This is a genomic window from Nitrospirota bacterium (genome assembly GCA_004296885.1).
Lineage (GTDB): Bacteria > Nitrospirota > Nitrospiria > Nitrospirales > Nitrospiraceae > SYGV01.
Window position 1 is genome coordinate 24,053 of record SCVN01000022.1, and the last position, 18,643, is coordinate 42,695.

Consider the following 18,643-nt stretch of genomic DNA (forward strand, 5'->3'; position numbering starts at 1 on the left):
GGCCATACTCCATTTCATCGGGACCTGGGCGCCAGGGATTCCGCTCTTCACCGACTGCAAGGAGGCCGGTATGAAAGCCAAAGAGGGGGTCATCGACCTGTTGAACAAGGTGCTCACGGCGGACCTGACCGCCATCAACCAATACTTCGTCCACGCCAAGATGTGCGAGAACTGGGGGTATGAGCGACTGCACCACCACGTGCGATCCCGCAGCATTGACGAGATGAAGGATGCGGATGAGCTCATCGGGCATATCCTCTATCTCGAAGGGGTTCCCAACGTGCAGCGTCTGGGGACGGTGCACGTGGGAGAAACGGTCCCGGAGCAGTTGAAGCTGGACCTGAAGGCGGAGCAGGAGATGCTCAAGATGTTGAGCGACGGGGTGGCTCATTGCACCAAGGCCGGGGATTTCACGACCCGGCACATGCTCGAGGACATGGCCAAGGATGTGGATGCGCACATCGACTGGATCGAAACCCAGATGGAGACGATCAAGCAGGTCGGAGTGGAGAATTATCTCAGCGAGCAGATCAAGAAAGAAGGCAGTTAAAAAGCCGGGCGGTCGGCGGTCTCAGGGAGAAGAGAAGGGGATTCGATGAAAGCGAAAGAAGGTGTGCTCGACTATCTGAACAAGATTCTTACCTGCGAGCTGACCGCGATTCACCAATATTTTCTCCACGCCGAGCTGTGCGAGCATTGGGGATTCGAGCGGCTGGAACACGCAGTCCGCTCCCGCAGCATCAGCGAGATGCGACATGCCGAATCCCTGATCAAGCATATCCTGTATCTGGAAGGGATTCCGGATATGCAACGGCTGGCTCCCGTACATGTCGGTAAGACCGTGCCGGAACAGTTCAAGCTGGACCTAGCCGTGGAAATCGAGGATATCGCGTTGCTACGGAACGCCGTCGCCCATTGCGCCACCGTGGGAGACTTTACGACCAGGCACCTGCTGGAGCATATGCTCAAAGACTCGGAAGAGCATATTGATTGGATCGAAACCCAGCTGGAGACCATCAAGCAAGTCGGCGCCGAGAAATACCTCAGCGAGCAGATCCACAAAGAGAGCGAAGGGACCTGAGAGCAGCCCGTCGCATCCGGGCGAACGCTCTCCTGTTTCCCGTCTCCTTGCCTACTTCTCCGAGATCCTGTTTCGCCGTCCGGTCGAGGCGCTGGATTGGTCGACCGACAGCGCAGTCTGGGTGATGGCATAGCCGCAATTCGCGCAAGACCAAAAGGCCCCGGTCGAAACCAGACGCGGTTGTTGGCAGTGCGGACAGTGCAGGATCGTCATCAGATGCCCCCTTTCCATGTGTCTGACGAACCGGTTGTCGGCTGCTTAATGGCAGGCTGAGGAAGGAGGGCGTGCTTGCAGCTCCGGGTCCAGCGCGGCCCCTTTGAGCACACCCGCCGCTTGCGCAACCTGTTCTGCCAGCATGAGAAATTCTTCTCTCGTGAGGTGGATGGTGACCAGGCCATAGCTGACATGGAGGCTGCCGCAGCCGCAGAGGTTCAGGATCAACTGCCCGGCTTGTTCGTTGGTGATTCTCATCAGGTGTCCTTTCATCATGTGGCATCGTGCTCAAGGGTGGGCGGGGGGCCTCGGAGGATAGAAGGCGCCCCGCCCGGGGAGCGGGCGGCACAGCCCGACCCCCACCTTCTTAACCATGCGTCCTCCCGATCGACTCATAGGAAACGATGTCGGGCCCAAGCCGGACGAATCTTTCCACGAGCTGGGGATCGAGCTGCGAGCCGGCGATGAGTCTGAGCAGGCGGAGGGCGGAGTCGCCGTCCATCGCCCGGTGGCCGGCGCGTCCCGACGTCATGGCGTCGAACGTGTCGGCGACGGCCAGGATGCGCGAGGCAAACGGAATGTATGTGCCTCTGACTCCGTAGGGATAGCCCGTGCCGTCCCACCGTTCGTGGTGATGGGCAATCCAGACCGAGGCCACGCTTAGGAAGGGGATCGGTTCGAGCAGCTCGGCCCCGGCGCGAGGATGAGACTGGACGAGGGCGTACTCGTCTGCGGCGAGAGGGCTGTGTGTATGCCGGATCTCCAAGGGAATCGTGAGCGTGCCGATGTCGTGCAGCAGAGCGGCGTATCCCAGGTCGGTCAGATCCGCGTCGGAGAGGCCGGACGCTTTCCCCAACAAGCTGGCGTACCGAACCGTCCGCTGGCCGTGCGCCAGGATGTCCGGGTCGTGCAGGCGGATGATCCGACTGAGGGCCGGCAGCACCTCCGAGGGTCGGCATTCAGCGCAGACGGCGGATAACAGGTCCGATGTCCAGGTCGACAACGTTTGGGGCGAGCTGTGTGGATAAAGCATCCTCGTCCTCCGGTCACAATGTATAAAAACAACAGAGCCCACAACCGCTGGGCGGCTGTGGGCTCTGGACGTGCGGTCTCGGGCCTGCTCTGCGCTGTCTCAAGCGAGAGTTCTCGCTAGTCTCCTCCCCGGGCCACCAAGGGCTGGCCGAGCCCCCACATTTCGTACATCGGGACCGCAAAGAGGACGAGGAATCCCAGGGTCATCAGCGTGTCGCCGGTGAGCATGCTCAAGGCAAAGACCGGGTGGACATAGGTGATGAGCCAGGGCGAGACCAAGTCCAGGACGACCCCTGCGCAGGTGGCATAGGTGGTTGCCTGTTTCAACCAGGTACCGACCGAAGTGAGGTACAGGACATGGATCAGGATCATGAACACGACCGGCATGGTAAACAGATGAAAGTGAGTGATTTCGGCCAACTCGCGGAACGACATGGGTTCGCCGAACGTGGCGTCGGAGCCTCGGTAATGGTCGGCGACCTGTTGGAGCGAAAAGCTCGTCATGCTGTGGGCCCAATAGAAAGAAAACACGAACGCGGCCAACATGAACAGCAGGAACGCCGTATAGAGCAACCGAATGTGGCGGTCACTGTCGCGAAGCTTGAACCGGGCGTTGAAGTTACGCACCTGCGTTTACCTGCTGCTCAGTCCCCAAAGAGTGACCCCAAAAAACCCTTCGCGCTTCGGCGAGCCACCACCTTGTCGCTCCCGAGCCCGATGGGTTTCAGGTAGAACTCGTCCACGAGGACGACCACCCGTTTGACGCCCGCGCTCATGGACCGAACGGACATGGTCGCGCCGCTGATGTTAATGATGTCCTTGTTGATCCGGATCGGATCGAGCACCGTTTTGCCTTCGTATTGATAGTTGAATCGTTTGGTCCCCACCTCGCTCCCGCGCGACTCGCGGAATACCAAGAGCTCGACGTTGATGACTCGGCCCTTGTTATCGACGCCGACCATGTAGGTCATGGGTTTGTGCTTGCCGATCGTATTCTGGACCATCGCATAACCGTCTGTGATGGCGCCGGTTTCGGCTATGTAGACCTCGAAGGACTCTTCGGGGAACTTCCAGCCGATGATGGCTTCGACCGTCCGTTTCTGGTCCGGGCTCAGCCGCAGGACTTCTTTCCTGATCCGCTCGGAGTTCGGGAACATGGTCTTGAGCGCCTCTTCCTCTTCGAGGAACTCCTCATGGTGGCTCATTTCTTCCGGAGTCAGCCAGCGCTTGAGCTCGTTGTCGTAGACCCGTTCGGCTAGAGCCGGATTCGCACCGGTCGCGAAGAGGGTCGTCAGGACTATGAATCGAACAATGATGGTCATGCCGGGAGGCATCCGCGCTCCTTCAATTTGGCGTTGATCCGCTTCATGGTGTCGGTGATGGCTTCCTCCGACGGTTCGACGGGAATCCATTGGAACAGGTGCGCCCCTCCACGGAACCCCCAGTGTTCACGGACTTCGTTCACACCGACGGATGTGACGTCGTCCATCCGTTTGAGGGTCACGACCATGCGAGCCCGTTCCTTGTCCGTCTCGAGGTTGCGTCCGAAGGCTCCATACGGCCGTCCGACGACCGGGTTTTCGATCCAGGCGGTTTCGATAATCCCCTTGTTCTTGTCTTGAACGGTGATGAGGCCGGCCTTCATAGTCTCCAGCGAGGCCTCCCAGACCTTGTCGTACGGACAGACCACATAGTTCTCCTGGACGCCTCCCAGCGCCGCGCAGCCGGCCGAGAGGCTGACGATGAGTAATGGTAGGAAAATTCGATACGTACGCACGCTTGCTCCACTGAAGCTCAGGCGGGGGAGGCGGCGTGCCGCCTCCCCCACTATCAGTTAGAAATACGTGGCCGCGGACAACACCAACGTGTTGTTGCCGGTCACGCGCCGGCTCAGGACCGGGTCGTAATCCTGCATGTTGAATTGGTACTCGGCCTTAAATACGGCGTCCTCAATCGGCCGGTAGTTCAAGCCGAAGGTCAATCGCTGTTGATCCCGGTCGGCCCCCGCGCCGTAATCCAGGTTCGTATTGACCTGATCCCAACGCAATACGGCGGTGAAGGTGGACCCAGGGCCGAACCGACTGGGCGCCAGTTTCGCCAGAAACTCCGGCATGAAGTGGTAATTCATCTGGGCGTACATACCGCTCATCCGCTGGGGCCTGAGACGAGGAATCCCATCGGCGCCGGTGTAGAAGGTCTGGGTCATTCCCGGGAGGTTCTGTGAATTGCCCGAGATATAGGACCAGGCCGCTTCGCCGATGAGTTCCCAGGGGCCACGTTGGAAGGTCCAGTCCAGGGCATAGATGCTCAGACTGCGTTTGCCCTGCGGGTCATAGGTGCTGTAGTAGCCGGAGCCGGCGACTTCCGCTCCGAGGAAGGGACTGTAGGCCACGCGGCCAACCACGCCCTTGCCGTTGTTGTTATCGAGTCCGTCGTCTGCAGGCGACTTGCGTTGCCGAGAGTTGCGCGTGCCGCTAGTTTCTGAAATGCGCGGAGCACCCGCCGTTGTGTAACCATTGGAGCCTGTAACCACATACAATTCGTAGTCCACCTTGGACAGCCGACCTGGGTAGAAGGTGCCGTAGAAGCCGGCCCCGGTTTCCGCCATCGTGGTCGGGATGATGAACTGGGCCACGAGCGGTCGGTCGGTGAGGTCGTTCAAGGGAGAGTCGTGCAAGAGGTTGAATTTGCCGACCGGCAACAGCAGGATGCCCGCACGCAGGTTGATCTGTTCCTTGATCAGATAGTCGATCGTTGCAAATTCCAGGCTGATCTCATTGTCGCTTATTTCCCGAATACCATGCTCAATCTCGAGCTCCGAGGCAAACTTCACATGTTCTGTGATATCGGCATAGAAGAAAGGGACAAACCGTTGCTGGTCGAAGGTGCTAGTGGATTCCCCGATGCCGGGGTTGCCGGAGGCTCCGTTGTCGATCCGGACTTTACTCTGGTTCCGGTATTGGATGTCTGCATAGCCGCCCACGATGGCCTTGGGAGCGGCGACGAAGGGCTTGGCATAGACCAAGCGGCCTGACCCGGTGGAGCTGAAGGACAGGGGGGCCTGCTCTTTTGCGCGGAGGTCCTTGGCGACATCCGGCAGGGGGCCCACGCCTGGCTCGGCAAATGGCTCGGCCGCCTTGGGCTCCATGGGTCCTCGTTCCCGCTTTTCGTGTTCCTTGAACTCTTGCACTTGCTGCTCCAACTTCTTAAGTCGTTCTTCGAGGGCCGTATCCTCCGCCCAAGCCGGCGAAGCCAGCAGGGGACAGAGAAGGAGAGCCCAGATGGTAGACCTGGTCTTCATACATACTCCTTAGAGTTGAAAGAGAAGGTGGCCTAGCTCTGGACTCGGAAGGTCCTCTGGCTTGTCACGTTAATATTTCAACGAGCGATGGGGTACGAGTTGCTGACCTCCTTGCTTGGAATGGATCTGGCGCGCTCAGCCCGCGCCTTGCGGTCGCTTAACGTTCGATCGATTCGAACGGAATCAGGACAATGCGCTTGCACCGTTTGCACTTGAGCTCCACGCCGTCCTTGCGAAGTTTGGCGATCAGTTGCCCGCACTCGCAGCGCGCCTCGTGCGGGGGCGCGGGCAGCTCATTGACGGCACAAGAATGACTCAGCATGTCCATGATGTCCAGACTCAACGATAACGATAGTGAGATTTATTATCATTTAGAAACTCAAATTGCAAGCTTTTTTTTGAGGCGGCCCGGAAGCCTCAAAAAGCCTTGAAGCGGGAGAGAGTTATGGCGTACATAACGGTGTGGCGGGCGATGCAAATTCCATATAAATAAGCTCGGATGTCAGCTGACGGTTCAGCGCAGGGGCGAGGAAAGAGAATGTTGCCAAGACAGGGGATGGGGGTGCTTGCATCGATCCTGTTGGGGCTGACGCTCCTTGCGTGCACGCCCTGGCTGGAAGATTTCTTGTCTTCTGCGACCGATCGAGCGACGCAAGAGGACGTTCGGCAGAGGTTGGGCCAACCGAGCCTCAAAGCTCCGTTGGAGGGAGGAGGGGAGATCTGGGCCTATCACATGACTTACGCGTCTTACGCAGGTGGCGCCGGGAAGACCAGTTGCTTCGAGTATCGGCTGACCTTTGACAAGCTGAAAGTGCTCCGTCAGTGGGATGCGCATGCCTGCGGGGCCAAGCAAGCGGAAGAAAGGTGACCGGTCGGGGCTTGCATTCGACAAGGGGCCCGAGACTCCAGTATCGTGAACCATGGTTCTTCTTGGGATCATACGGAGGCTGTCGAACGGAGCGCTTCTGCTAAGCGCTCTCGTGGCCTGCGCCGCCTCGGTTCCGGCCGAAGCACCGGATTTGGCAGCCGGGCAAGTGGTCGTCTTCGGTCGGATCGTGACGGTACTCACAGCCCCCAGCAGCCGTCCCTACGAGCCGAAAGTCACATTCTTTGAAGTGCTGAATCGAAGCACCGGAGGCAGAATCAAGGTGACAATCGATTCCAACGACAAACTCTTCGTCGTGCAGTTGCCGACCGGCGACTACGAGGTGACCAGGGTCCAAATCCACGAAGGCCCCTTTGCGGCCATGGCCGATCTGTCGCTCGCGTTTCACATCGGCCAGGAACGTCTGGCCTACCTGGGGACTTGGCAAATGGGTGTCGATCAGCCGCGCAACGACCGGCATCTTCTGGTTGCGGTGGTGCAAAATCAAGCCGATCAGGTCGAAGCCGAACAGCACCTGATTGCGCACCATGCAGACTTGGCCGATCAAACCATCACCACCCTTTTGCCGTCTCCCGCCGCGACCGACACCGCGTTATACGAAGTCATGCCTTACCCACGGGTCGTGCCCTACTTCCGGCGGCATTGGTGAAGATCCCCACGATATTCCAGCGAAGCCGCCGCATCGAGGCCATGGCGTCCGGACTCGCGGCAATTTTTCTGCTCGCGGTGCCGTTGCTTTCGGCCTGTCAGTCCGTTGCCCCGCCTGCGCCGGTGATGGTCCAGCGGGCCCAGATGCTGATGGGCACGCTGGTGCGGATTAGCGCTGTTGCGCCGTCGGAGGCGCAGGCGCAAGCCGCCGCCACGGCCGGATTTCAAGAGATCCGGCGGTTGGAGGAGCTGCTCAGTACCTGGATTCCCACGAGCGAACTGTCGCGCGTCAATGCGGCCGCCGGGCGTGAGCCGGTGGCGGTCAGTCCGGATACCCTGCTGATCCTTCAACGATCCCTCGAGATCGCCAAGCTCACGGACGGAGGCTTCAATATTGTGGTCGGGCCGGCCATTCAGGCTTGGAGCGTCACCGAGCGGCAGCGAGTGCCGTCCGATATGGAGCTGGAGGCGCTGCGCCCCCTGCTCGATCTCGCGCAGTTGCGGTTGGATCGGAAGGGCTCCACGGCGTTCTTGGCCAAGCCCGGCATGCGCGTGGATGTGGGGGGGATTGGAAAAGGATTTGCCGCCGATCGGGCGGTCATGGTCATGCAACGTGCCGGCGCCACCGCCGGCGTCGTGGCCTTGTCGGGAGACATCAAGACGTTCGGCCGATTGCCAGATGGACGCCCCTTTCCCTTCGGCATTCAACATCCCCGCAAAGAGGGGGCGTTGCTGGCCCGGTTGGACCTTCAGGACGAGGCCATCTCCACGGCCGGGGACTATGAACGGTTCTTCGAACGTGAGGGTATCCGATACCACCATATCCTGGATCCCAAGACATTGAAGCAGGCCCGCGGATGCCAGAGCGTGACGATCGTGGCGACGGAAGGCATCATGGCCGATGGGCTGGATACGGGCATATTCGTCATGGGGCCGGAAGCAGGAATGGCTCTGATCGAGCGGTTGCCGGGAGTCGAAGGGGTGATCGTGGACCGTGAGGGACGGGTCCTGGTGTCCTCTGGCCTCAAGGGCCGGCTCACCATGGAATCTGGTTCGCCCTGAGGGGTGTTAGCGCAGTCTGTAGCTGATCGGAACTTGCACGACCACCTGGGAGCGTCCCAAGGGTTGCGGCAAGGTCAGCGGAGCGGCTTTCTTCAAGACGGCCACGGCCGCGTCGTCCAGGATGGAGTGCCCCGAACTCTCCGAAACCGTCAAATCAACCAGCTGTCCGTCTTCGCCGATCACCGCTCGAAGCACCACTCTGCCTTCCCACCGGTTCGCGCGGGCCATGTGGGGGTAATGCTTCAGCTGCTCCACCTTGGTCCGGATCGTCTGAGCCAACCAGCCATAATCAGTCTTGGTCTGGGCAGTCTGACCCGGTTGGGCTGAGGGCCCGGGCTGAGACGAGGGAGTCAAAGAGGCCACAGTTGCGGGGAGCGCCTGGGGTGCCGGGATATCCTGGACCTGAGCCTGAGGACTGGTCTGGATGGCTTGTGTCTCGACTGCCGACCGGGCTTGGGCTGCAGGGGCGTTGGCCACGACAGGAGGCGCTGCGGAGTGAGTTGAGGGAGCCGGGGTCGGAGGTGCGACAGGCGCGGCGACAGGTTCCGATGGCGCCGGTCCCTGTTGCGTGCCGGCCTCACTGGCTGTCGGTATCGGTTCGGCAGGCTTGACCACCGGCGCCGGCTGTGCGCTCTGTTGTCGGATGGGAGGAACCGGTTGCGTGGGCGTTGCGTCGGCTTTGACGGGCCGGGCCTGTGTCGGAGGCATCGGCTTGCTTGGTTGGGCCGTGGCCGGTTGAGCGTGGCTGAGTGATTCGGCAGACGTCCGGGACTCGACCTTGGAGACGACCCATCGAAACGGCTCCGGTTGGGGCGCCAAACGCAAGTCTGCAACCATGACGATCGCGGCCCCGACGGCCAATCCATGAAGGAGCAGACTGACGGCCCAGCTCCAGACACGGGCTTGGACTTCCCCGGCACGGTGCAACGCATGCACGGTCACGAACGGACGACCTCCAGGCTGACTTGCTGGAATCCCAATCCGCGAACTTCATCCACCAATTGGACAAATCGTTCCAGCAACGTGACGCGGTCGGCGCGCACGACGACCAGGGATTCGCGCGGGTGGGGAAACAACGCGCCCTTGAGCTCATCCTGCGTGACGGGCCGATCGTTCATGTACAGGTGTCCGTCCGCCGTGAGGGTGATGACCAGCGGGACGTCTTTCCGGTCCCCCGCCTCCTTGGCCTTGGCGAGGTCCACGGGGATCTGGCCGGTCGTGATGAATGTCGCCGTGGTGAGGACGATCACCAGCAGTACCAGCATGACGTCCACGAGGGGGATGACGTTGATCTGGTCCAGTTCACGATCCATGTTGCACCTTGTATTGGGTGACCAGCTCGGTCACGCGGCGGCGCAGGACGTTGTTCATGACCACGCAGGGAATGGCGACGAGCAGGCCGGCGGCGGTGGCCTTGAGAGCCAGGCTGAGGCCGATCATGATCGTGCTGACCGCCATCGTGCCCGAGGTGCCCATTGTGTGAAACGTGAGCATGATGCCTAGGACCGTGCCCAGCAGGCCGATATAGGGCGCATTGGCCGCGACCGTGCCGATGACGACCAGCCGTTTCGTCAGGGCCAACTCGAAGATCTGGAGGTTCGGGTATTGGGCCGGATCAATGCGGCGGTAGAAGAACCAACGCTCGACCGCGACCGCGACGGCCCAGAGACTGAGGGCCAGCAACAGGCCGATCACACCGTAGTCCACCGTTTCTTTCAGGGCATCCATCGAGATTCTCCAGAGTCGTTAAGCTATCACAAGTCTTGCAAATGAGTCTATGTAGCATCGGGCGGGGTCTGCGCAGGCCGGGCTATGTGGGCGTCGGGTGGCCCTGTTCGAACAGGACGGTGTGCGTGGCCAGGACTTGCACGTTCACGAACGTACCGATGGGGTAGATACTGGTCGAGGTTTCACTGCTGTGCAGGATGTCTCCCGAAGACAGTTGGACGGTGTAGAGATTCTCCGATCCCCGAAACTGCCGGGCCGTGATGCGGGCGGTGCCTTGCTCGGACGGGGCAATGTGCACGTCATCCGGGCGGATCATAACCACCACCTTGGTGCCTGTCGCGAAGCGCTTGTGGTTCGGAAAGGGGCCGATCTCGGTGGTCACCTGGCCGTTCTCGATCAGGCCGGGGATAAAGTCGGCCTGGCCGACGAAGTCCGCGACGAAAGGGCTGGCGGGGGTATGGTAAATGGCTTCCGGCGAGTCGAACTGCTCCAAGCGTCCGTCGCGAAGGACAGCGACCCGGTCGGCCATGGCGAAGGCTTCTTCGTGGTCGTGGGTGACCAGGATCGCCGTCGTGTTGGTCTGTAACAACAGGTCGTATAATTCTTCCCGCATCTTGCCGGTCATGTCCGGGTCGAGATTGCTGAAGGGTTCATCGAGCAGCAAGACCGTCGGTTTCTGAGCCAGCGCCCGGGCGAGGGCCACCCGCTGCTGCTGTCCTCCGGACAGCTCGTGGGGGTAGCGTCGTTCCAACCCCGTCAGCCCGATCAATGCCAACATGGTGGAGACCCGAGCGAACCGTTCCTCCTTGGACAGGTCGCGGAGTCCGAAAGCGATGTTGTCCAGCACGCGCAAATGGGGGAATAACGCATAGTCCTGGAAGACCATGCCCACACGGCGCCGTTCGGTGGCCACGAGGGACTCCGGCGAGGACACGAGGCGGCCTTCCAGGTAGACCTCTCCCGCTGTGATCGGCTCGAATCCCGCAATAACCCGCAACGTGGTGGTCTTGCCGCATCCGGACGGGCCGAGCAGGCAGAGAATCTCCCCCTCACGGATGGCAAGGGAGATATCGCAAATCGCCGGTCGGGCCCGTTCGTAGGCGCAGGTGACATGGCGCAGCTCCAGCACCGTCGGGCAAGAAGGGACTTCCGGAAGCCGCCCTCCGGAGATCGCGTCATGGCGCTGACGTTGACCGAGCGACATCAGGTTACCCTTGGGAAAAACGAGTCTGAAAGTCGGCAAGTCGGCAAGTCGGAATCCCCCGACGGTACTATTTCAACTTCCACCATAATTTTTCGACTTTATGACTTTCCAACTTTTGAACTTACCATCAGGCTGCGCGCCAATCCTTCGCGACCAGCAGCAGAATCGCCGGGATGGTCATGGCCACGATCAGGAGCGCCGAGGGGGCGGCCAATTGATAGTATTCTTCGCTGGCTTCCAGCCAGACCCGCACGGCCAGGGTGTCATAGCCCACCGGGCGGAGGAGCAGCGTTGCCGGCAGCTCCTTCATACATTGCAGAAACATCAAGACCCAGGCGGCGATGAAACCGCCACGGATGAGGGGCAGGGTCACCGTCCGAAGCGTGCCGGCCGGCCCGTAGCCGAGGCTTCGCGCCGCTTCTTCAAGATTCGGTGTGACTTGTTGCAAGGCCGGCTCCATGGTCTGAAGTCCGGCCGGGAGAAAGTGCAGGACATAGGCGGCGACCAGCACCAGGATCGTGCCGTACCAGAAGGGAGCGAGGTGGGAAACCAGGACCAGCAAGGCCAGGGCGCCAACCGGACCGGGCAAGACGTAGCCGGCGTAGACCGCTTGTGTGCAGAGGATGTGGAGCTTCGACGGTCGCCGGCTTGCCGCGTAGGCCAGCGGCGTGCCGATGACGATCGCCAGCGTGGCGGCCGACCCAGACAGGAGGAGGCTGTTCGCGATGAATCCCAGAAACCTGGCGTCCAGCGCTCCGTCCGCCAGCGCCGCGAGGCTCCACTTGATGAGGAGCCAGGCCGGCATGCCGAATGAGGCGCCGAACACGGCGGCCGCGTATGTCGTCGAGAGCCACGCGCCCAACGGAGGCAGCGCTTTGCGGGCCGGCGCGCGATAGCGGCCGGTGGTCTGGTAGAACCGGCTTTGTTGACGGAACCACCGTTCGGCAATCAGGAAGAGCAGGGCGAGCAAGACCAGAAGCAGGCTCAATGAAGCGGCAGCGGCGTGATCGTAGCGCCCGCTCACTTGTTGGTATACGGCATAGGTGAAGGTCTGGAATCGGAGCAGCGACACGGCCCCGAAGTCTGAGACGACGTATAACACTACCAACGACAGGCCGGCCACGATGGCCGGGCGCATCAGCGGCAGGGTGACGCGGAGCCAGGTCTGGAGCCGCGAGGCGCCGCAGGCCTGCGCAACCTCCTCAAAGGCCACGTTGAAATTCATGAGGGCCGCCCGGCTCAGCAGATAGACGAAGGGAAAGGTGTCCAGGGTCATGACCAGCGTGGCGCCGGAGAGGCTGTGGGGCGGGAAGATCCTGGCGCCGGGTCCGGCCCAGGCTTGCCAGACCTGCTCGGCGGGGCCTCCGACCCCAAGCAGGTATGTGTAGATGTAAGCCAGCACATAGGTCGGCATGGCCAGCGGCAGCACCAGCGCCCATTCCCAAAACCGTCTGGCGGGAAACTCATAACGGACCACCAGCCAGGCCAAGGATACGCCCAGCAGGAGGGTGCCGGTCGACACGCTCAGGGCCAGGGACCCGGTGTTGACCAGCAATTCGGGAATCCTCGTATTCCACAGACGGGTCCAGACGGTGGTGCCGGCCGATAGGGCCTGGTAGGTAACAAAGGCCAGGGGCAGGCAAATGAGGCCGGCAACGGTCAGCGCAAAAATTGAAAGAGGGGTGGGGGAGGCATGGCGGACTGTGGTGACCATGCAGCGTTAGCGGAGCCCTGCCTGCTCAATCAGCGCCATGGCCGGTTCCCGCAATTCGCCCAAGCGGGCCAGGGGAACCGATGCGATGCGGAAGGACTCGCGTTTGGGGAGGGCCGGATCGGCCGGGACTTCAGGACGGAGGGGATATTCCTTGTTCACATCCGCAAACAGCTTCTGGCCCTCGTGTGACACCAGAAACTCCACCAGCCGCTTCGCTGCGTCCAGCTTGCGGCTCTGCTTGATGATCCCGACTCCGGCAACGTTCATGATCGCACCCATGCCCTTGTCCTGCTGATCCAACATGTGGAGAGCGATGGGGGCGCCGGGATGGTCGGCCAGGTACCGGTAGAAGTAATAGTGGTTCACTAGGCCCAGGGCCACCTCTCCCTTCGCGAGGGCGTCCACGATCTGGGAACTCTTCCCGTAGACGAACGTGCCGGCGTTGGCTTTGAGCCCGAGTAGGAACTGCTGGGTCCGCTCGTCGCCCTGGGCCGCCTTGATCACCGACACCCCGGCTTGCAGGTACTCGCTGCCTGCGTTGGGGATGGCGATCTTGCCTTTCCAGCGGGGGGCTGCCAAGTCCAGGACCGACCGAACATCGCCCGGCTTGACCAGATTGGTGTTGTAGACCAGGGTCCAGAAGCGTCCGGACAGCCCGATCCAGCTGCCATCCGCGGCCCTGAAGGTGGGCGGAATGGCTTGCTCGATTTCCTTCATGTGCAGAGGCTGCAAAAGCCCCAACTCCCGGGCCCGCTCCAGGCTGCCGGCATCGTTGGTAATCAGCAGGTCGGCGGGGGTGCGGTCTCCCTCGGCTTGCAGCCGGTTCACCAGTTCCGTGGTGCCGGAGGAGAGGAGTTCCACCTGGATGCCGGTCTTGGTCTGGAAGGCATCCAGGACCGGCTTGATGAGCTTTTCAGCCCGCCCTGAGTAGACGATCAGCTTGTCGGCGGCGGCGCTCTCACCGATGAGTCCCGGGAGACCGCTGAACAGCAGGGCTGCAAAGAAGCTCAGAAGCGCAAGGAAGCTCCGGCGACCAAGGCGATGGGTGGGGGGGCAGATAGAGGGCTGTCGGTGCGACTTCATTGCCTATCCAATGCGATAGAGTGAAAATGAAATTGATTCACCATCTCAATACGGTAACAAAAAAAACCGGCTGCGTCAATGACGGCAAGTTGCGCAGACGCCGTACAGTTCCAGCTTGTGAGTTTTAATGGTGAACCCATTCCGTTTGGCGACTTCCTCTTGCAGCCGTTCGATATCGCAGTTTTCAAATTCGACGATCTTGCCGCAGTCCGTACAGATCAAATGATCGTGATGTCCCTTGTGCGAGATGTTGTCGTACTGGGTCTGCGTGCCGAAATGGCGCGCCTGCGCCAGGCCTGCCTCGCAAAACAGATTCAAGGTTCGATAGATGGTCGCCAGCCCGATATGAGGGTCTTTCTTGGCCAACATGCGATACATCTGCTCCGCCGTGATGTGCTCCATCTTGAGGAACACGGAGAGTATTTGTTCGCGCTGGCGGGTCAACTTCAGTTGATGCTTGGCCAGGTGATCCCTCAGCAGGAGGGTCTCTTTGAGGTCTTTGTGCATAGGCGTCACGAGTTGATAATTGATTATTAAAAACCAAAACGGCTAATGGGTCAAGCAAGAGTTTTTATGGAAGCGCACGCGATGGGCCGGCGTCATGACGGACGTGTCGAGCCCTGTCCGGTTGCGTTGACGGGCCTGCGATCGGCGGACTATAGTGGCACGAGGTCGCATGATGACCGGATCCTTTCGGGTCAGCGGCGCTGCGGAATGACGGTCGGCTGGGTGGGAAATGCGACAAGCTCATCAGATGACGATTGATCGGACGCTGTTGGTCTATCTGCTGCACCTGGCCGAGCCGCATGGGTTGATGAGCGACGTGAAGCTTCAGCAACTGGCGTTCCTCTGCGAACTGCAACTGTTCGGCAAGGGGACCAAGGGCCTGCATTTCGAGTTTTTCCGTTATGCCTACGGTGCGTTCAGCAAGGACCTGGACAACGATCTGCTCTCGCTCCGTCGCAAGGAACGGATTGAGAATTTCAGCCTGGCCGACAAGGCCGAGCCGGTCCTTCAGATTCTGAAGGACGCGGTGGCTGGGGTGGAAACGAATGAACGGGTCATCGAGATTATCGACGCCGTGGCGGGCACCTACGCGCCGCAAGACAGCGGCGCGATCACCCAATCGGTCGAAGCGGTCGAAATTTCCGTGCCGGAGCAGCCCGAGTTCAAGCTGGCGATCCGGGATATTTCTTTCCACACGACGCTGCTGGTTCCGTCCCGCATCGAGGTCCAGAGCGAATTCACGCTCCCCCCTCCGGTGCTGGCCAAGCTCAACGCCGCGCTCGGGTATTAGCGCAATCCTCGTCACGGTGCGGCGGGTAACCCATACAGCCGGCCGTACTTCTCTTCGAGATACGCAAGAAAGGGCTCGGGGTTCAGGGGACTCCCGGTCACGCGCCGGATCAGGTGATCGGTGGTGAAGGTGCGGCCCCACCGGTGCACTTTCTGGTTGAGCCACTTTGTCAGCACGGTGAGCCGGCCCGCTGCGATCTCCTCCTCCAGCCCCTGAATGTCACGCCGCGCCTGCTCATAGAGCTGCACGGAGTAGAGATTGCCCAGCGCATAGGTCGGGAAGTAGCCGATCGCGCCCAAGGACCAGTGGACATCCTGCAGGACCCCTTCCGCGTCCGTCGGCGGGACGAGGCCCAGGTAGTCGCGCATCTTGTCGTTCCACGCGGCGGGCAAATCCTCCACGGCGATCCGGCCCTCGATCAGATCCCGCTCGATCTCGAACCGCAGCATGATGTGGAGATTGTAGGTCAGCTCGTCGGCTTCCACCCGGATGAGCGAGGGTTGCACGCGGTTGATGGCCGCATAGAACCGATCCAGTTCCACGGCCAGCAACTGTTCGGGGAACAGCTGCTGCAGCAACGGATAGAAGCAGCGCCAGAAAGGACGGGAGCGGCCCACGCAATTCTCCCAGAGCCGGGATTGGCTTTCGTGAATTCCGAGGGAGAGGGCCTCGCCCAAGGGGGTCCCATAGCGTTCCTGGTCCAACCCCTGGTCGTAGAGGCCGTGCCCGCCTTCATGGATGCAGCTGAACAGGCAGGAGGAGAACTCCTTTTCATGGACGCGCGTGGTCACGCGCACGTCGGTCGGGTGGAAGGAGGTGGTGAAGGGATGGGCCGACAGGTCCAAGCGACCCCAGTTGAAGTCGTAGCCCATCGCGGTCAGCACCAGCTTGCCGAATTCCACCTGACGGGCTTGATCGTAGGCCTGAACGAGCACGGCATCGTCGACCGCGACGCGGCTGGCCGTCACCCGGTTGAGCAGCGGCACCAGCCTGGCTTTCAAGGTCGCAAAGAGCGGGGTCAGCGTGGCCACGGTGGCGCCCGGCTCGTAATTGTCCAGCAGCGCGTCATAGGGAGAGTCTCGGTAGCCCAGGTACTGGGTTTCTTCCAGTTTGAGCGCGACGATGGTGCGGAGATTCGGCAGAAACCGCTTGAAGGCATTCTGCGCCCTGGCCTCGGTCCAGACCTGCTGGGCGAGCGAAGATTCCCGTCCCAGCCGTTTGACGAAATCGGAGGGAAGTTTCTTGGCGCGGCTGAAGTCGCGCCAGGTTTCTCGCAGCAATGCGCGGGAGGGTTCGTCCCAGGCATCACCCGGTTGATCTCTGGCCTGGCCGGTCGCCGGGTCGATCCATGGGGCGAGCAGGGCTTCAACCTCCGGCGAGACCAGCTTGTCGTGAGCCAGCCCTTGCAGCGTGGCCAACTGGTCGGCCCGGGCCTGGCCGCCGCCGGGCGGCATGTAGGTTTCCTGGTCCCAGGAAAGGAGCGATGCGGCGCTGTTCAGGTGCTGGACCTCGCGCAGGTGGGCCAGGAGAGGTTGCAATGTCTCCAACGTTCGCACGCGATATCCTCCGTCGTACATTTGCAGGAATGCTATGATAGGCGGCCAGTCTACGCAACGGACAGGGCCTTTTCAATCTTCATGGAGGGCGAGGCATGAAGGCGTTGGTGAATCCGGATATCGAAGCCTATGCGGAAGCCCACTCGACTTCCGAGTCGGACCTGTGCCGGGCGTTGCGCGAGGAGACCTACAGGACGATGGAATGCCCCCACATGGTCGTGGGGCCCTTGGAAGGCGCCTTCCTGAAAATGATGGTGCAGCTCGTGCAAGCCAAGTTGGTGCTGGAACTCGGCATGTTTACCGGCTATAGCGCGCTCGCCATGGCCGAGGCCCTGCCGGAAGCTGGCCGCCTCGTCACCTGCGAGATCGAGCCGGGACCGGCTGCCCTGGCCAGGCGGTATTTTGCGAAAAGCCCCCATGGCCGCAAGATCGAGATCAAAATGGGCCCGGCGCTGGAGACCTTGCGCGGGCTGGCCGGACCCTTCGACCTGATTTTCATTGATGCGGACAAGATGAACTACCTCAACTATTACCGGCGGGCCATGGAGTTGGTGTCCCCGACGGGCGTCATCCTGATCGACAACGTGCTCTGGGACGGCGACGTGCTGATCCAGCCTCCGCCGGACCAGAAGACCGCGATGATCCAGGAACTCAACCGGACGGTAGCGGCCGATCCGCGCGTGGCGAGCGTGTTGGTGACGATTCGGGACGGCCTGCTGGTCGTGCGGCCAGTAGGACGCTGAAAAAGGTCCCCAACTTTGTTCTCGGGCGCTCGAACCCCTCAACGAACGGAACGGCAAAGCTGAAGGCAAAGTACCTATCCGCTCGCATGTGATCGAAGCGAGCGGTTCAAGCGAAGCTTGGTATGTACCTCCTCGGGGTCCTCACGCCCTGCGGCCTCGTTGGATGACCTTTTTGAGCGTCCTGAATATTTGTATTGGGAAAAGAGGGCAGGGCAGTTTAACTGCTAAGGGATAAGAGAGAAAGAAGTAACCACCGATGCAGGCTGGAATAGCCGATCACGTCTGGAAGATGAATGATATCGTCGGGCTCTTAGGCTAGAATCCTCAGTTAAAAGGAGGAGACGATGAGCTTTATTTGGAAAACAATTCCAAAGCACAAGCGAAAAAGACTGCTCTGCAAGAGATGCAAGAATCCGCTAGTTGAACTGATTAGGCAACCTTCGACCGACAAAATATTAGTAAAGTGCCCGCTCTGCGATGGAAGAGGTGTGCCGATAGGGCTGTATCTTTAGGGGGAACCAAACTTTACCAGTACCTATTCGAGAGCATGCTTGACGGAGAAAGTGGCTGTTTTGTATACGCCGGTCTGGAATGAGTAAACCATCTGAGACAGCGGCCCATGCCGCGCTGATTTCGGCTGCGGTCCTGTGGGGCGGGTCGATCGTCGCGCAGAAGATGGCGTTGACCTCCTTCTCGGCGGTCGAGGCGTCGGTCCTGCGCGATCTCGGAGGGTTGGCGATCCTCCTGCCTTTGTGGTGGTGGCAGGAAGGGAGGCTGGCTCAGCTCAGCCGTCGCGACGGCTGGATGCTTGCGCTCCTCGGCCTTGGCGTTCTGGGCAATCACTTGTTGATCCTCTTCGGTCTCCGGTATATCGGCGGGGCCGCCGCCGGCGTCATCATCGGCGCGAGCCCCGTAGTGACCGCGCTCCTGTCTTCGGTGCTGATTCAGGATGTGCCGTTGCGCGCGGTCTGGGCCGGCGCTCTGCTGTCCTTTGCCGGGGTGGGATTGGTGTCGGTTGCCGGGTTCCGCAGCGTCGGAGAGCAACCCTTGGTCGGCGGGGTCCTGGTGTTTCTCGGCGTGGCGAGTTGGGCGCTC

The 18,643-nt window shown here is 60.9% G+C and carries 23 protein-coding genes; 8 read left to right on the top strand and 15 right to left on the bottom strand.

Annotated features, from left to right (window positions below; genetic code table 11):
• The first annotated feature begins 70 nt into the window (after positions 1 to 70).
• Both bfr (EPO61_12965) and bfr (EPO61_12970) read left to right on the top strand, forming a co-directional pair.
• A complete protein-coding gene (bfr, locus tag EPO61_12965) occupies positions 71 to 550 on the top strand; it encodes a bacterioferritin (GenBank protein TAJ07523.1) in 480 nt (159 codons plus the stop codon).
• Positions 551 to 595: 45 nt separating this feature from the next.
• Entirely contained in the window at positions 596 to 1,081 is a 486-nt protein-coding gene (gene bfr, locus EPO61_12970; protein ID TAJ07524.1) for a bacterioferritin, read from the top strand.
• A gap of 258 nt (positions 1,082 to 1,339) precedes the next feature.
• Here the strand turns inward: bfr (EPO61_12970) and EPO61_12975 are convergent, their stop codons facing one another.
• The 7 genes from EPO61_12975 to EPO61_13005 form a co-directional block, all read right to left on the bottom strand.
• Positions 1,340 to 1,552: a hypothetical protein gene (locus EPO61_12975; GenBank protein TAJ07525.1), complete on the bottom strand. Its 213-nt coding sequence runs from the start codon at positions 1,550 to 1,552 to the stop codon at positions 1,340 to 1,342.
• A gap of 109 nt (positions 1,553 to 1,661) precedes the next feature.
• Entirely contained in the window at positions 1,662 to 2,327 is a 666-nt protein-coding gene (locus EPO61_12980) for an HD domain-containing protein (GenBank protein TAJ07526.1), read from the bottom strand.
• 116 nt (positions 2,328 to 2,443) lie between these two features.
• Positions 2,444 to 2,953, bottom strand: a complete 510-nt coding sequence (locus tag EPO61_12985; protein ID TAJ07527.1) for a hypothetical protein — start codon at positions 2,951 to 2,953, stop codon at positions 2,444 to 2,446.
• 17 nt (positions 2,954 to 2,970) lie between these two features.
• A complete protein-coding gene (locus EPO61_12990; GenBank protein TAJ07528.1) occupies positions 2,971 to 3,738 on the bottom strand; it encodes an FMN-binding protein in 768 nt (255 codons plus the stop codon).
• A complete protein-coding gene (locus EPO61_12995; GenBank protein TAJ07529.1) occupies positions 3,645 to 4,103 on the bottom strand; it encodes a hypothetical protein in 459 nt (152 codons plus the stop codon). Before EPO61_12995 ends, EPO61_12990 begins: the two co-directional genes overlap by 94 nt.
• A gap of 57 nt (positions 4,104 to 4,160) precedes the next feature.
• Complete coding sequence (locus EPO61_13000) at positions 4,161 to 5,627, bottom strand: hypothetical protein (GenBank protein ID TAJ07530.1); 1,467 nt, start codon at positions 5,625 to 5,627, stop codon at positions 4,161 to 4,163.
• Positions 5,628 to 5,784: 157 nt separating this feature from the next.
• A complete protein-coding gene (locus EPO61_13005) occupies positions 5,785 to 5,949 on the bottom strand; it encodes a Com family DNA-binding transcriptional regulator (protein ID TAJ07531.1) in 165 nt (54 codons plus the stop codon).
• A 216-nt stretch (positions 5,950 to 6,165) separates the two neighbouring features.
• Between EPO61_13005 and EPO61_13010 the strand changes: the two genes are divergently transcribed.
• From EPO61_13010 to EPO61_13020, 3 genes are all read left to right on the top strand, one after another.
• Positions 6,166 to 6,495 carry a hypothetical protein gene (locus tag EPO61_13010; GenBank protein ID TAJ07532.1) on the top strand — a complete coding sequence of 110 codons (330 nt, stop codon included), beginning with the start codon at positions 6,166 to 6,168 and terminating at the stop codon, positions 6,493 to 6,495.
• Positions 6,496 to 6,607: 112 nt separating this feature from the next.
• Positions 6,608 to 7,162, top strand: a complete 555-nt coding sequence (locus EPO61_13015) for a hypothetical protein (protein TAJ07533.1) — start codon at positions 6,608 to 6,610, stop codon at positions 7,160 to 7,162.
• A gap of 41 nt (positions 7,163 to 7,203) precedes the next feature.
• The gene (locus tag EPO61_13020; GenBank protein ID TAJ07545.1) at positions 7,204 to 8,223 is read left to right on the top strand and encodes an FAD:protein FMN transferase; all 1,020 of its coding nucleotides are present in this window, start codon (positions 7,204 to 7,206) and stop codon (positions 8,221 to 8,223) included.
• 6 nt (positions 8,224 to 8,229) lie between these two features.
• Here EPO61_13020 and EPO61_13025 read toward each other — a convergent pair whose 3' ends face one another.
• From EPO61_13025 to EPO61_13055, 7 genes are all read right to left on the bottom strand, one after another.
• Complete coding sequence (locus EPO61_13025; GenBank protein TAJ07534.1) at positions 8,230 to 9,165, bottom strand: energy transducer TonB; 936 nt, start codon at positions 9,163 to 9,165, stop codon at positions 8,230 to 8,232.
• Positions 9,162 to 9,536: a biopolymer transporter ExbD gene (locus tag EPO61_13030; protein TAJ07535.1), complete on the bottom strand. Its 375-nt coding sequence runs from the start codon at positions 9,534 to 9,536 to the stop codon at positions 9,162 to 9,164. Before EPO61_13030 ends, EPO61_13025 begins: the two co-directional genes overlap by 4 nt.
• Positions 9,526 to 9,951: a TonB-system energizer ExbB gene (exbB, locus tag EPO61_13035; protein ID TAJ07536.1), complete on the bottom strand. Its 426-nt coding sequence runs from the start codon at positions 9,949 to 9,951 to the stop codon at positions 9,526 to 9,528. Before exbB ends, EPO61_13030 begins: the two co-directional genes overlap by 11 nt.
• 82 nt (positions 9,952 to 10,033) lie before the next feature.
• Positions 10,034 to 11,155 carry an ABC transporter ATP-binding protein gene (locus EPO61_13040; protein ID TAJ07537.1) on the bottom strand — a complete coding sequence of 374 codons (1,122 nt, stop codon included), beginning with the start codon at positions 11,153 to 11,155 and terminating at the stop codon, positions 10,034 to 10,036.
• Between the two features lie 127 nt (positions 11,156 to 11,282).
• Entirely contained in the window at positions 11,283 to 12,869 is a 1,587-nt protein-coding gene (locus EPO61_13045) for an iron ABC transporter permease (GenBank protein TAJ07538.1), read from the bottom strand.
• A gap of 6 nt (positions 12,870 to 12,875) precedes the next feature.
• Positions 12,876 to 13,952, bottom strand: a complete 1,077-nt coding sequence (locus EPO61_13050; protein ID TAJ07539.1) for an extracellular solute-binding protein — start codon at positions 13,950 to 13,952, stop codon at positions 12,876 to 12,878.
• 75 nt (positions 13,953 to 14,027) lie between these two features.
• Entirely contained in the window at positions 14,028 to 14,459 is a 432-nt protein-coding gene (locus tag EPO61_13055) for a transcriptional repressor (GenBank protein ID TAJ07540.1), read from the bottom strand.
• A 229-nt stretch (positions 14,460 to 14,688) separates the two neighbouring features.
• On the opposite strand from EPO61_13055, the gene EPO61_13060 reads away from it, so the two are divergent.
• A complete protein-coding gene (locus EPO61_13060) occupies positions 14,689 to 15,249 on the top strand; it encodes a hypothetical protein (GenBank protein TAJ07541.1) in 561 nt (186 codons plus the stop codon).
• Between the two features lie 11 nt (positions 15,250 to 15,260).
• Here the strand turns inward: EPO61_13060 and EPO61_13065 are convergent, their stop codons facing one another.
• Positions 15,261 to 16,805: a carboxypeptidase M32 gene (locus tag EPO61_13065; protein ID TAJ07542.1), complete on the bottom strand. Its 1,545-nt coding sequence runs from the start codon at positions 16,803 to 16,805 to the stop codon at positions 15,261 to 15,263.
• 95 nt (positions 16,806 to 16,900) lie between these two features.
• On the opposite strand from EPO61_13065, the gene EPO61_13070 reads away from it, so the two are divergent.
• Complete coding sequence (locus EPO61_13070; protein ID TAJ07543.1) at positions 16,901 to 17,548, top strand: methyltransferase; 648 nt, start codon at positions 16,901 to 16,903, stop codon at positions 17,546 to 17,548.
• Positions 17,549 to 18,139: 591 nt separating this feature from the next.
• A partial coding sequence (locus EPO61_13075; protein TAJ07544.1) for an EamA family transporter occupies positions 18,140 to 18,643 on the top strand: 504 nt, incomplete at its 3' end.